The sequence below is a fragment of the Microvirga arvi genome, from assembly GCF_016892765.1.
Classification (GTDB): domain Bacteria; phylum Pseudomonadota; class Alphaproteobacteria; order Rhizobiales; family Beijerinckiaceae; genus Microvirga; species Microvirga arvi.
This window is the reverse complement of sequence record NZ_JAFEMD010000022.1, coordinates 25,036-38,299: the sequence shown is the minus strand read 5'-3', so window position 1 is coordinate 38,299 and position 13,264 is coordinate 25,036. Positions and strand designations below refer to the sequence as shown.

General features: G+C 57.8%; 11 protein-coding genes. 8 read left to right on the top strand and 3 right to left on the bottom strand.

Annotation, left to right across the window (positions count from 1 at the left end; translation table 11 throughout):
- Window positions 1-116 precede the first annotated feature (116 nt).
- Window positions 117-923: an amidohydrolase family protein gene (locus tag ILT44_RS15275; protein ID WP_204240463.1), complete on the top strand. Its 807-nt coding sequence runs from the start codon at window positions 117-119 to the stop codon at window positions 921-923.
- A gap of 147 nt (window positions 924-1,070) precedes the next feature.
- Window positions 1,071-2,156, top strand: a complete 1,086-nt coding sequence (locus ILT44_RS15270; protein ID WP_204240462.1) for an alginate lyase family protein — start codon at window positions 1,071-1,073, stop codon at window positions 2,154-2,156.
- 92 nt (window positions 2,157-2,248) lie between these two features.
- On the opposite strand, the gene ILT44_RS15265 is transcribed toward ILT44_RS15270, so the two are convergent.
- Window positions 2,249-3,052, bottom strand: a complete 804-nt coding sequence (locus tag ILT44_RS15265) for an SDR family NAD(P)-dependent oxidoreductase (protein WP_204240461.1) — start codon at window positions 3,050-3,052, stop codon at window positions 2,249-2,251.
- Between ILT44_RS15265 and ILT44_RS15260 the strand changes: the two genes are divergently transcribed.
- The 5 genes from ILT44_RS15260 to ILT44_RS15240 are packed head-to-tail and all read left to right on the top strand — an operon-like array spanning window position 3,035 to window position 9,871.
- On the top strand, window positions 3,035-3,877 hold the full coding sequence (locus ILT44_RS15260) for a GntR family transcriptional regulator (RefSeq protein WP_204240460.1): 843 nt from the start codon (window positions 3,035-3,037) through the stop codon (window positions 3,875-3,877). The genes ILT44_RS15265 and ILT44_RS15260 overlap by 18 nt on opposite strands.
- Window positions 3,878-3,916: 39 nt before the next feature.
- The gene (locus ILT44_RS15255; RefSeq protein WP_204240459.1) at window positions 3,917-4,954 is read left to right on the top strand and encodes an ABC transporter permease; all 1,038 of its coding nucleotides are present in this window, start codon (window positions 3,917-3,919) and stop codon (window positions 4,952-4,954) included.
- Window positions 4,955-4,963: 9 nt separating this feature from the next.
- Complete coding sequence (locus ILT44_RS15250; protein WP_204240458.1) at window positions 4,964-5,878, top strand: carbohydrate ABC transporter permease; 915 nt, start codon at window positions 4,964-4,966, stop codon at window positions 5,876-5,878.
- Between the two features lie 58 nt (window positions 5,879-5,936).
- Window positions 5,937-7,484 carry an extracellular solute-binding protein gene (locus ILT44_RS15245; protein WP_204240457.1) on the top strand — a complete coding sequence of 516 codons (1,548 nt, stop codon included), beginning with the start codon at window positions 5,937-5,939 and terminating at the stop codon, window positions 7,482-7,484.
- Between the two features lie 53 nt (window positions 7,485-7,537).
- Window positions 7,538-9,871: a DUF4962 domain-containing protein gene (locus ILT44_RS15240; RefSeq protein WP_204240456.1), complete on the top strand. Its 2,334-nt coding sequence runs from the start codon at window positions 7,538-7,540 to the stop codon at window positions 9,869-9,871.
- Window positions 9,872-10,395: 524 nt separating this feature from the next.
- Here the strand turns inward: ILT44_RS15240 and ILT44_RS15235 are convergent.
- Together ILT44_RS15235 and ILT44_RS15230 are read right to left on the bottom strand one after the other, a co-directional pair.
- Window positions 10,396-10,746: a hypothetical protein gene (locus ILT44_RS15235; RefSeq protein ID WP_204240455.1), complete on the bottom strand. Its 351-nt coding sequence runs from the start codon at window positions 10,744-10,746 to the stop codon at window positions 10,396-10,398.
- 147 nt (window positions 10,747-10,893) lie between these two features.
- The gene (locus tag ILT44_RS15230; RefSeq protein WP_204240454.1) at window positions 10,894-11,934 is read right to left on the bottom strand and encodes a hypothetical protein; all 1,041 of its coding nucleotides are present in this window, start codon (window positions 11,932-11,934) and stop codon (window positions 10,894-10,896) included.
- A gap of 732 nt (window positions 11,935-12,666) precedes the next feature.
- On the opposite strand from ILT44_RS15230, the gene ILT44_RS15225 reads away from it, so the two are divergent.
- Window positions 12,667-12,987, top strand: a complete 321-nt coding sequence (locus tag ILT44_RS15225; protein WP_204240453.1) for a hypothetical protein — start codon at window positions 12,667-12,669, stop codon at window positions 12,985-12,987.
- Window positions 12,988-13,264 lie beyond the last annotated feature (277 nt).

Below are 13,264 nucleotides of genomic sequence, written 5' to 3'. Positions count from 1 at the left end.
AGGACTCCTAACACCATGTCTTCGGGCTAATCCTTTGAAGATCGGCAGGTTTGGAGTTCTCACGCCCGAACTGATTTTAGTTAGAAATGAGCCAACACCCGCGTATCGACTCCCATATGCATGTCTGGCAGCTGTTGCGAGGCGATTACGGCTGGCTCACTCCAGATCTTGCCCCCATCTATCGCGATTTCATGATCAACGACGTACGATCGTCCTGGGAACAGGCCGGCATCGATTACGTGGTCCTTGTCCAGGCAGCTCCGACCCTGGAGGAAACCCGGTTTCTCCTGTCGGTTGCGGAGGCCGAGCCGCAGGTTAAAGGAGTGGTCGGCTGGATCGATATGCTCTCACCTCATGCCATAGACGATCTGGAGCGCTTAGCCTTGAACAAGCTGCTCCGCGGCGTCCGCCCGATGCTGCAGGATATCCCGGACGACCACTGGATGCTGAAGGCCGAACTGTCTCCTTTCTATCGGGCCCTGACAGATCTTGGCCTGCGTTTCGATGCCTTGGTTCTTCCTCATCACCTTCCCAATCTCCTGCGTTTGATCGAGCGCCATCCAGACTTGAAGATTGTTATTGACCATGGCGCAAAGCCGCCCATTGGCGAGCGCCTGGATCCCTGGCGAAGGGATTTGGCGCAAGTGGCGAGCATCCCTCATGTGCATTGCAAGTTTTCAGGCCTCGTCACCGAGTGCAGGAAGCCGCCTTCAAAGGATACGCTCCAGCCTGTCGCCGAAGCCCTTATCGACCTATTCGGGCCTGAGCGCCTCATGTTCGGAAGCGATTGGCCAGTGTGCACCTTGCGCAGCACCTATCCTCAATGGTGGCAATGGGCGCAGGAACTCACTGACCATCTGACAGAGGATCAAAAGACCGCTATTTTCGGCGGTACGGCTCAGCGCTTTTACGGGCTGGTCTGACGTCTCGGTCCTAAATGTTCACCTGGGAGGATCTAACCTCATCCGATCCCAAAGGAGTCAGAACAATGAGCCTGGCGATAAGTACACCCAGGCATAGATAAGTACGAAACTGCAATAGGATCAGTTCATATGCCTCTCAGCTCCGATATGCGGCTTCTGCGCAGCACGTCGCTTATTGCGGTTCTTCTCGCCCCACTTCTCACGGCACCTAGCTATGCGCAGGGGGCAGGCTATCTGGTGCCGGCAACGGTAAAAGGCGATGACCATGCAAAGCCGAAATACGAATGCGAAGCGCCCGGGGCGCCCGTGATAACCCTCGAGACGCAGAGCAAGTACAAGCAGAGTGATACCTCGCGTGCGACGATTGATGAAAATGCCAACGAGACCTACCTGAAGGCTGTGGAGCCCCTGCGCGCGTACGCTAAAGCTTTGGTGAAGATAGCCAACGACTATGTACGCTCAGCCCCGAGGAATCCGGCGGCGGCCCAGTGCGCACTTGCTTGGCTAGAGCGCTGGGCTGCGGCAGACGCGATGACCGATATGCGGTCGAAGCAGGCCCTGTTCAACCTGGGCCAAACTCTCGGAGGCTTCGCACTGGCCTATCTCCAGATCCAGAATGCCTCAGGGTTGGAGGAAGAGCCGAAGAAGCGGGTCAAAGCTTGGCTGCATACACTGGGCAAGCAAGTGGCCACCTTCATGGACAACAACAGGGAGATCTCGGGGCGTAACAATCATCGCTATTGGGCGGGCCTGAGCGCAACCGCGGCGGGCATCGCCACCGGCGACAGGCGCCTGACCGAATGGGGCATCGACAGCGCGCGCGTTGGCCTTGCGCAGATCACGCTGGAGGGCACGCTGCCCCTCGAGATCGACCGCGGCAAGCGCGCGCGTGACTACCACATCCTCGCAACAGAACTGCTGGTCGCCACCGCGGAGTTGGCGCGCAACCGAGGTATCGATCTTTATACCGAGCATAATGGGGCCCTGCGCCGGCTGGTGAACCGGGTGGTGAGCTCCCTTGACGATCCATCTTACTTTGAGAGGGTCACGGGTGCCAAGCAGGAACCCTACCCCGGCGACGGAACCGTGCCGTCAAACCGCATCGCCTGGCTTGAGATCTATCAGAGCTGCTTCCCCTCACCTGAAATCGAGGCCGTTCTGGCTTCAAAGCGCCCTGTCGCCTCAAGTGGACTTGGCGGAGATTTGACACTTTTGTTCCAAGTCAGCAGGTGAGTTCCCCTCAGGATATTTCAGCCCTGCTGACCCCGGCAAGGTTAGGGTCACCGAGAGGTGGTCGGAACGCAGAAAGGCTCGCCGTATCCGGTTCAGACCATGCCGAGGCCACCGTTGATCTGGATGATTTCACCGGACAAATAGGAGGCACTGTCCGAGGCAAGGTAGAGTACCGCTTCGGCAACGTCTTCAGGAACACCCTCACGACGGAGAGGAGTTCGCTCGACTGTCGCTTTCCGTCCCTCAGGCGTGCTGAACACGTCATGGAAGCGCGTACCGATTAGGCCCGGCGCCACACCATTGACACGGATTCCCAGGGGACCGACCTCTTTCGCCAGCGCTCGGACATAAGTCGCGACGGCCCCCTTCGTCGCCGCGTAATGGGAAGCGCCAGGTCCTCCGCCGTCGAAAGCCGCAAGGGAGGACATCAGCACAATGGTTCCGGACTTGCGTGGCTCCATGCTGCGCAGGGCCGACTGGCAGGCCAGGAACGTACTTGTAAGATTGATGGCAATCGCCTCCTGCCAGAGATCCAGGGATGTCTCGACACAGCGGCTGCGCTTGAGCAGGCCGCCAGCATTGGCAAAGAGAATATCGATAGGCCCGAATGCCTCCTCAACCCCCGCAAAAGCATCGGCAACGCTGGCTGAATCGGTCATGTCGGCTTTGATGCCCATAACTTGACGACTGGAACCGTTGAAGTCCTTTTCCAGGGCAGCGGTCTCGTCGGCACTCGTCACATAGGTGAACGCGACCCTCGCCCCGCTCGAGGCGAATGCCCGAGTGGTGGCACCGCCGATTCCCGACGCCCCACCAGTGATTAAGACGGTTTTTCCAGTGAATCGGGACTCAGGTGTCATGCCAACCTCCGTATAGGCTTGGGCGTATTTTTTCATCAAACGCCGCTTGTCAGGGCATCGTCAACTGATATCTTAGCTTCAGGAGCTAATATTTCTGTCATGATGCTAAGCCCTGAACGCCCCCTCACTGATTTTCTTGGTCCCAGCCTCCTAACAGGTGAAGGGCCGCTCGTCGTGCAGGTTCATGGGGCACTGAGGGAACTCATCCTCGAAACGATTCTGCTTCCATGGCAAACCTTGTCGGAAAAGGACGTGGCCGCATGCCTTAAGGTCAGCAAGACCCCGGTGCGTGAAGCGATCATCCGGTTGGCGGAGGAAGGTCTCGTCACTGTCGTTCCGAAAAGCCGGACCTATGTGGCCCCTATCAACCTCGATCGCTTCCTGGAGGGCTGCTTCGTTCGCCTGCAGCTTGAAAGCGGCGCAGCCCGTCGAGCCGCCAGTGAACGGACCCTTGAGGATGTCTGCAATCTGAAAGCCTGCCTCGCTCGCCAAGAGGCGGCTGTAGCGGCAGAAGACTACACGGCATTCCGGCACCTTGACGAAGAGTTTCACGCGTTGATCATCGAAGCCGCGAAATTGCCAGGAGTCATCCAAGTGATCGAGACCGCGAAAGTCGAGATCGACCGGATCCGCAGCCTTAAGCAACGCCTGAACATCCGCGCCACGGACCGGGTCTTGGCTCAGCATCGGACGATCACCGCAGCCATTGCCGACAAGAATACAGCGAAGGCGGAAGAGGCCATGCAAGACCATCTCGGCAGCATCGAGAACAAAGTCTGGGAACTCGGCGAGAACCTGGAGTTCTGGGCGCTCTTCGAGGCTATCAACCGAGAACGACCACGATATCGTCTCTCCGCATAAAGCAAGAATACAGACGGAGACAACGGGAGGACACGTAGAATGGCAGAGGCGGCACTCGATCGGGAGAGCGGGGGCGGAGCCGTTAGAGTCATGGACGGGGTCATCGCGACGCCGGAACTTGCCACGCCGCCAGCCTTTCCGCCTGCCCGGACCTTCAGCATCGGAAGCGTGGTTCGCACCCTCCTCGCGGATGTGCGCCGGGACTGGCAGCTCTACGTGCTTCTCGCGCCGATGATCATCTGGTTCGCCGTTTTCCTCTACGCACCCATGTACGGACTTCAGATCGCCTTCAAGCAATACAGCCTCTTTCGTGGCATTGAAGGCAGTCCCTGGGTGGGCTTCGACAACTTCGTGGCATTGTTCAGCAACGAGTACTTCCTGCGAGCGGTCAAGAACACCCTGCTCATCAGCTTTTACTCGCTTGTTTTCGCCTTCCCGGTGCCGATCATCCTGGCATTGATGTTCAACGAGATCCACCACCAAGGCTTTCGACGCATCGCCCAAACCATCACCTATCTGCCGCATTTCATCTCGCTGGTGATCATCGCCGGGCTCGTGGTGAACTTTCTTTCGCCAACGACCGGGATCGTGAACATCATGCTCGACTGGCTCGGCTTCGAGAAAATCTATTTCCTCACGATCCCCGAATACTTTCGCCCAATCTTCATAGGTTCGAACATTTGGAAAGAGGCAGGATTCGACTCGATCGTCTACCTCGCAGCGATCGCCGGCATCAATCCTGCATTGTATGAATCCGCCCGCATGGACGGCGCATCGCGCTTGCAGATGATGCGATACATCACGCTGCCATCTCTCGTCCCTGTGATCATGATCATGCTGATCATCCGCGTCGGCCAGCTCATTGAGGTGAATTTCGAGTACATCATCCTCCTTTATCAGCCTGCCACCTTCGAGACCGCGGACGTGATCTCGACCTTCATCTACCGAGCCGGTATTCAGAATAATCAGTATGCGCTCGGCACCGCGGCGGATCTCTTCAACGCCGTCGTCGCCCTCATCCTGGTGGTCAGCGCCAATTGGCTGAGCAGGCGCTACAGCCAGAACTCGGTGTGGTGAGGTTCGAACATGGCGACTCGCGCACTCACGTCCGACAGCTCGTCCGAACCTTTCAATCTCTATACTCGCGGAGACAAAATCTTTGGTGTCGTCAATACAGCGCTCCTGCTGCTCTTCGTACTGAGCACTCTCTACCCGTTCGTCTACATCCTGTCGGCATCGCTGAGCTCAGGCTTTGCAGTCACGTCTGGCCAGGTCACGCTCTGGCCCGTGGACATCACTTTCGCCGCCTACGAGTACGTGCTGGCGGACCAGAAATTCTGGATCGCCTACGGCAACACGCTGTTCTACGCCTTCTTCGGCACTCTCACGAGTCTTCTCATCATGGTGCCGGGCGCATTCGCGCTGTCGCGGGCGAGGCTCAGGGGTCGGCGCCTCATTGGCTTCATGGTGGCCTTCACCATGTGGTTCCATGCCGGACTTATTCCATTCTTCCTCAACATTCGCGACCTCGGTCTGCTCGACGCTCGGATGGGAATCGTCTTGGCGTTCGCCTGCAACGCCTTCAACGTGATCCTGCTGCGCAACTATTTCGAGGCCGTGCCAACCTCCTTCGAGGAGGCCGCGCGGATCGACGGTGCGAGCGACTTCCAGCTTCTGTGGAAGATCTTCATCCCACTTGCCAAGCCCGCGATCATGACGGTTGGGCTCCTGTGTCTCGTCTCCCGCTGGAACGGCTATTTCTGGGCCATGGTGCTCCTGCGCAGCGAGGAGAAGGTCCCGCTTCAGGTTTATCTGAAACGGACCATCGTGGACATGCGCAGCGACGACAGCTTCGCCAGCGCACTGATGTCCACGGAATATTCGTTCGAAACCATCACGGCAGCGATCATGGTCGTGTCGATCCTGCCCATCGTAGTCATTTTTCCGTATGTCCAGAAATATTTCAACAAAGGCATCACACTCGGCGGCATCAAAGAATAACGAGGGAGCGTCGCGCCGAGTCGGCGAGCCCCAGAGGAAACGCTTTCGGAGGACTACCATGAAAAGGATCATGACAGCCGCGCTGCTGTCGGCCGTACTGGCCGCGACGCCCGCTGTGGCTCAGGACGCCAAGAGCACCAAGATCGTCGACAAACCGCTTGAACTGACGATCCACATGCATTTCCGTGACAAGTATGTGTGGAACGATGACTGGCCCGTGGCCAAGGAATTGACCCGACTTACGGGGATCAAACTGAAGAACGTGGCCTCGAAGGCCACCACCCTCAGCCGGGAGGCGTTCAACCTCCTGATCGCCTCCGGCAACCTGCCGGACATCGTCGCCGGGAATGAACTTCGTCACGATTTCGTGCGCTATGGGATGGAAGGAGCCTTCCAACCCCTCAATAAGCTCATCGACCAGCATGCGCCGAACCTGAAGCGATTCCTTGCCGAGAACCAGGAAGTGCGCAAGGCCATCACGGCTCCTGACGGGAATATCTACTGGGTTCCCTACGTGCCCGACGGCAAGTTCGCTCGCGGCTGGTTCATCCGCTACGACTGGCTGGAGAAGCTCGGCCTGCAGCCGCCACAGAACGTGGATGAACTCTACACGGTGCTGAAGGCCTTCCGTGAGCGCGATCCGAACGGCAATGGCCAGAAGGATGAGGTGCCGCTCTTCTTCCGCGAGCCCGACTCCGAACTCCAGCGTCTCGTGGTGCTTTGGGATGGCCGCTCCAGCGGCTCGGATGCGGCGCACGACTTTTACATCGACAACGGCAAGGTCAAGCATCCCTATACCGGCGACAACTACCGCATAGGCATGCGCAACATCGCTAAATGGTACGCGGAAGGTCTTATCGACAAGGAGGTTTATACCCGCCGCGCCCGTGCCCGCGAGGCTCTTCTCGGAGCCAATCAGGGTGGCATGACCTATGATTGGTTCGCTTCGACCGCCGGGTATAACACGAGCCTCAAGGATAAGGTGCCTGACCTGAAGTTCCTGGCGATCGAGCCGCCGGCGAGCCCTTCAGGCAAGCGCATCAACGAGAACCGGCGCGCGCGCCTGCGTCCAGATGGGTGGGCCATCACCACGACCAACAAAAATCCCGTAGAGACGATCAAGCTCTTCGACTTCTACTTCACGCCCCAGGGCCGACTGCTCTCGAATTTCGGCGTCGAGGGGCAGCATTACGACATGGTCGACGGCAAGCCGCGTTACAAGCCGGAGATCCTGAATGCCAAAGCCCCGGTCAATGCTCAGATGTGGGATATCGGCGCGCAGATCCCAATCGGCTTCTGGCAAGATTATGAATATGAGCGCCAGTGGACCAACGAGGACGCGCTCAAGGGCATCGAGCTTTATGAGAAGGGCAACTACCTCATCGATGAGTTCCTGGGCGTCAGCATGACGGTCGATGAGCGTCAGGTCTTCGACCGTCACATGCCCAACATCCAGACCTACATGATCGAGCAGATGCAGGCCTGGGTTCTCGGATCACGCGACGTCGACAAGGACTGGGAATCCTACAACGCCCAGCTGAAGAAGCTCGGCTTGGACCAAGTCCTTGCCGTCATGCAAAAAGCCTATGATCGCCAATATCGGTGAATGTCTGCCGCCGGCCTCAAAGCCGGCGGCCTCACTCTTTCGGATCCGTCATCATGTCGACCAACGTCTATGCCAATGTCAGCACCAAACGGTACCTTCTCGATCAGCCCAGAGCTGGAACGCTGACAGTGAGATACAGCCCGGACGCCGAGGAGGTCTATGAGAACCCTCCGCGCTTCGTGTGGCTTCCGACTCTGGATGAAGGATCCCGATATGTACTCAAGGTGACGGAAAGCGGCAGCTCGGACGGCGAGCCCTTGTTCATCTACGAGGACCTGCACAGAAACTTCTTCACGCCGGATCATGGCTATGCTCCCGGCGAATACACCTGGGCCTATGCAGTTTGGGATCCCGTTCAGGGTGCTCCTGCAAGCGCCTGGAGCGAGAGCCGCAGCTTCACCGTACCGGCGGACCTGAAGCCAGTTCCTCTTTCATCCAGCCAGGACCGGGCGAAAGCCGCCACCCAATCCCATCCGCGCCTCTGGCTCGACTCCGACAAGATCTCAGCCTTCGCTGCGGCTCTGAAGCAAAACCCGGATCATTGCAGCTTTCAGAATTTTTACGAGCGCTCTGTCAAGCCGTGGATAGACCGCCCGATCATCGCTGAGCCGGCACCCTATCCCGACAACAAGCGTGTCGCTTCCCTGTGGCGACAGATGTACATCGACTGCCAGGAAGTGATCTACGCCATCAGGCACCTCGCCATCGCTGGCCGTCTGCTTGAGGACGAGGGACTGCTCGAACGCGCCAAAGAGTGGCTGCTGGCGGTCGCCGAATGGGATGTGCTCGGCCCAACCTCCCGCTCCTATAACGACGAGGCCGCTTTTCGCGTGGCGAGCGCCCTGGCATGGGGCTATGACTGGCTTTATGATCGTCTCGACCCTCATGAGCAGGAAATCGTTCGAACAGCCCTCCTCGCGAGAACCCGTGAAATCGCCGAGCATGTCATCGGCCATGCCCGCATTCATATCTTTCCTTATGACAGCCATGCCGTACGAGCCCTGTCAGCCGTGCTGACGCCCTGCTGCATCGCTCTGCTCGGCGAGGAAGAGGAGATCCGCACCTGGCTCGATTACACGATCGAATACTTGTTCAGCATCTACTCGCCCTGGGGTGGGGAAGACGGCGGATGGGCCGAAGGTCCGCATTATTGGACCACGGGGATGGCCTATCTGCTGGAAGCAGCCAGTCTCATCCGAAACTATCACGGCGTTGACGTTCTCCAGCGGGCTTTCTTCCAGACTACGGGCGACTTTCCCCTCTATACGAAGGCTCCTGGGGTGCGACGCACCTGCTTCGGCGACGATTCCACGATGGGTGATCCGCCGAGCCTAAAGACCGGCTATAACATGCGCCAGTTCGCGGGAGCGACGGGCAATGGATTTTATCAATGGTATTTCGAACAGGTGAGGCGCGACGACCCTGGCACCGAGGATCTCTTCTATAATTATGGCTGGTGGGATTTCGCCTTCGAGGATCTGCAATATGCCCACGATTTTCCGGCAGTAGAAGCGGAGCTGCCGACAAATCTTCCCGTCCTGCGAGTGTTCCACGACATCGGCTGGGTGGCTGTGCAGAAGGACATGAGCGATCCGATGCGCCATCTCCAGTTCGTCTTCAAGAGCAGTCCATACGGTTCCCTGAGCCATAGCCATGGTGACCAAAATGCATTTTTGCTGCGGGCCTTCGGGGAAGATCTTGCCATCCAAGGCGGCTACTACGTCGCATTCAACTCGACCATGCACCGTCAGTGGCGCCGACAGACGCGCTCGAAGAACGCGATCCTGATCGGCGGCAAGGGTCAGTATGCAGAGCGCGACAAAGCTCTGGGCAAGGCTGCCTCGGGCAGGCTTCTCGCCGCGGAGCAGGACTATAGGAACATCTTCATAAGGGGGGACGCCACCGCCGCCTACCAGTCTTTCAATCCCGGCGTGAAGCTGGTGCAAAGAGACGTGCATTTCGTGCACGAACGCTACTTCGTCGTCGTCGATCGGGTATCGCTCGACGCACCGGAGCCGATCACGTTCCTGTTTCACACTGAAAACGAGATGGAGATTGGCGGACAGACCTTCCGAGTGACCGGCAACCGGGCAGGCCTTTACGGCCACTTCGTCTTCAGCAGCGCGGGCAAGCCCGTTCTCCGGCAGCAGCAGGGCTTCACGGACGTTGACCCGGTGGAAATTGAGGGGCTGCCATTGCAATGGCATCTAGCCACAGAAGTGCCCGCCGCGCGTCAGCACAACCTCGTGACCCTGCTCGTTCCTTATGCTCTCGATCAGCCGTCACGTGTCCTGCACTTCATCGACGACCAAGGCTTCAGCACGGATATCTATTTCGTGGACGAATACGACCAGGAGTTCTCAGTAGTCCTGCCAAAGGAATTCTGATCAGCGAAGGGCCACGACCGCCCCTGCAGCATTCAGCCGGCACGCAACGCGAGACTGACGGATTTGAAGTGCATTTGCACGGGCATATACGACCCTTACCTCAATGGGAGCTGTAAATCCGCCGCTCGGTATACGGCTCCCTTGCCCTGCACTCACGGCATCCACCCGGATCGCCCGGTACGGACGCGCAGCCGCTACGATGGAGTTACGGCATGCTTGGAGAATTTGGCTTGGGATGTCAGCTCGTGGGATCAACCGCACGACAGAGTTTATCTTTTCGCTTCCTGATGGTTCGAGGCGGGGGACAAGTGAGGATGGCAGGCTCAATTCGGCACTGCCCCCACCAGCTGTGAGCGAGGCAGGTGCTAAAGTCCCGCCTGTTGGAACCGTTGGACTTGGAGTCGTCGTCTGCTGATTTGCCGCACCTGTCACATTGCTTGTCGCGGCTGTGGATACGGGGTTGGACGCTCCCACAGATGTGCTGGCACTGTTATTGCTGACCGCACCGGTAGCACCGGAGCTTCCTAAACCACCGCTAGCTCCGACGTTCTGGCCGCCAGTGGCTGCGTTGTTTCCGCTGCTGCTCCCGCCGCCATTGCCATTTCCTGGGTTGCCGGCACCCGCGGCATTTCCTCCGCTGCGCCCGTTACCCTGATTCCCGCGACCCTCGGCGGTCCCACCACCATTGCTGTTGTTCCCATTTCCTTGGCCACCACGCCCTCCGCTGTTTCCAGCACCGTTACCGTTGCCTCCACTGTTTCCTTGATCTTGGCCTCCCCCTCCACCCTTTCCACCTCCGTTTCCTTGACCGCCGCCTCCATCTTTCCCGCTGCCTCCATCCTTTCCGCTGCCTCCGTCTTTCCCGCCGCCGCCATTGCCTCCCTCACCTCCACCTTTGGCGAAGACAGGCTGAGCGGCCATCAGCATTATGGCAGTGATGGTAACGATTGATGCGCGAAGCATGGCTCCTCCTGATACTAAGATCGTTGTCGCGACCGCTGAGACTGTGAGCCAATTGGGGTTCACCAAAGCCTGCTGTCAGGCCGCAAGGCACTTGGGAGACTGAGAGCGGCAGGATTGCGCGAATTATCAACGCTTTGTGTGAGTATGCGAGGTCTTGGGCTTATTCTGGGGGGAGCTCTCTCAACTATCCTGACATTTTGTCCGCGGGTCTCAAGCGTCAGTCTTGTCAGTCTCGATGACTCAGCCTCGGATTGAACCCTACGGCTGCGACTTGCAGCAATCGTTGCCTTGCCGTCGTCTCGAGTCAGAGCCTTTGCTTCACGCTGCGCTGAGACTGGACGAGTATTTCCGTGTGTCGCGACTTGGCCCTTCCCCCGCTGAGATTCCCGTTTGAGATCGATTTCCGGCCTCTTTGATGGAGCTCGGTCAACCTCCAGGGTCTGTGGGAGTTGGAACGTTCGAGTTACTGGTGGCAGCTCTTCGCGACTTTCAAGAAGCGGAGCTGCAATAACCTGATCCTCCCTCGACCTCAGTTGACTCTTGACCTCTTTCCTACTCCACTCAAGCGCAGCGAGAACAGTGAGCTGGCCTTGCACGACTTCCAATTGTTCAAAAGCGGCCGCTGCCTTCTTCCTCTCGCTGTCTGCTACTTTCCAGGCCGCACTCGCGCTTGCTCTCAGACTATTCAGTTCCTCGTAAGATGCAGTCTCGCTGGGTAAGGCGCTGTTTGCCCGCTTATCCTCCTTGATAGTGGCTCGCTGCTGTCCGATGATTTGCAGTGTGCCCGTCTTTGCTTCAGCAAGCTCCTCTCGAAGCACGATGACCTCTTCCTGTTTTTCTCCGTGCTCTTCCTTTAAACTGGTGAGTTGCTCCTTGAGGTCCGTTATCAGTAATTGCGCAGCATCGGCCCGATCCTTCTCCCGCTCGAAGGCGACCTGGAATGCAAGAGCATTGGCCTCATTACTCGCAACAGCTCCGGTAGAGTTTTCTGGCGTGAGCAGAGGAAAGTTCTGCCACCTGCCAGCTGGCGGCGGATACCATGTAAGCGAGGCAAGTCCGTCTGCATGATTGCTACCGGGGCTCGGTTGAGGGTCAGTCATGTTGGGCGAGTGATCGTCCGTTGCCCGCATAGGGGCTGCAAATTTGGGCATTAAGTACGGCGTAACACCTCCAGCGACCAAAATAGCGATTATGGCACACCACTTCGTAACTCTAGGCACAGATGAGACATGCCCGTTGCACTGTACCGTAGTAGGGGGCTGCCAAATCTTTTGCTTTACCATGGGCGATCCTTGATCATCTTCCATCGATTGCACACGTCCGTCCTCAAGGATGCATAACCGTAGCGGGCAATGTGCTGCTTCGGGTCTCCCACACCAACGGAGATCGATTACTCACCTGCATTGTGTTCTCGGCGTGTAGGGCTCTTGGGAATTTCGGGCGATGCTACCTTTGAGCCCTTAAGGCCCTTTGCAGCTTTGAAACCCATTTTAGAATTGTACCCAGTACAGCCCTGCTTCCACTATAAATCTGCTCATCCCAAGCTGCTTTGCTGGCTCCCACAGGCAGGCTCTCACAATGGGCGGTGAGTTCGTGAGTATCACAGCCTGTCAGACGGCCTTGGAGCGCGGCGGCAGCGTTGCAGGGGTATGGTACTGGCTAGAACCCAATCGCCCGCCTCCCCCGCTATCCGGATCCTCGGTCTTGAGACAGTAGAGGATCTCGGTTTGGGTTGCTCAGACCTGCAGCGTTTACCTTGTGTCTTAAGGTTTTAGCGATACTATGTTGCTATAAGGTCTTTGGGTCAAAAATCCAGATCAAGGGATACGACAATGGCTCTGACGGGGCGTTTCAATCTCCGGAAATCTTTTTCCGGAAGGATCATTTTACAAGTGGAAGAGGAAGTCGAAAGCGCATGGGGACTCTTCTCGAGGAAGCCTAAGTTCCGCAGACGGTGGCGCGATGCGAAGCCGATGGATCTGCCAGCCACCGAATTGCGCGCGCTGATGGACCTGCGCAACCGACCACGTTCGTTCATGCATGCCTTCGAGGCGACCCAGAACAAGGACCGATCATCGCCTCAACCCGATTTGGCGCAGCCGCTCCCCAGCGCGGCCTCGTCAGACGAGGTGCATCTGGCGACAGCACACTAATGAGCGGCCTGCCCACTTACAACGACAAGAGTTAGGTCGATTCCGCCATATCATTCTCTGAAACAGGGGTCTTGAGCAAGCGCGAGACCAATCATGCTATATCCGCCCTTCGAGCTGAACTGCTTCGGTGGATGTCGTGAACAACTTGCGCTCTCAACATTTCAAGGGGCCAGATACGGTAAGTCAAAAGGGCATTCCAGGTTAGGAGCGGCAAAGCGCTAGAGAACAAGCCCTTGAAAGAGAGAATGTTTTTGTCATACTTCCCGAGCTTTTTTCT